Genomic DNA, 247 nt, shown 5'->3' with positions numbered 1-247 from the left:
TAATAGCACCATAAGGATTAGTAATAATCGAGGATGTAATATCCTTAACATCAATTTGATTGTCCTGAAAGTCTTCTATTAATGAATTATTTTCATTTATAATATCCTTGTTACTCATGCTCCACCTCTTCCCTATGGCTACTTTATTTCTTATATCTTAAAGATGCATTAACAAATACACCAATATATTACACGTTACACATATATTGTACCACCTCACTGTCCACTGCTCAATAAATTCATACCA

Origin of the sequence: Clostridium sp. UBA5119, from assembly GCF_002414285.1 — a bacterium.
Lineage (GTDB): Bacteria > Bacillota > Clostridia > Clostridiales > Clostridiaceae > Clostridium_J > Clostridium_J sulfidigenes.
Note: the sequence above shows the minus strand (reverse complement) of the source record.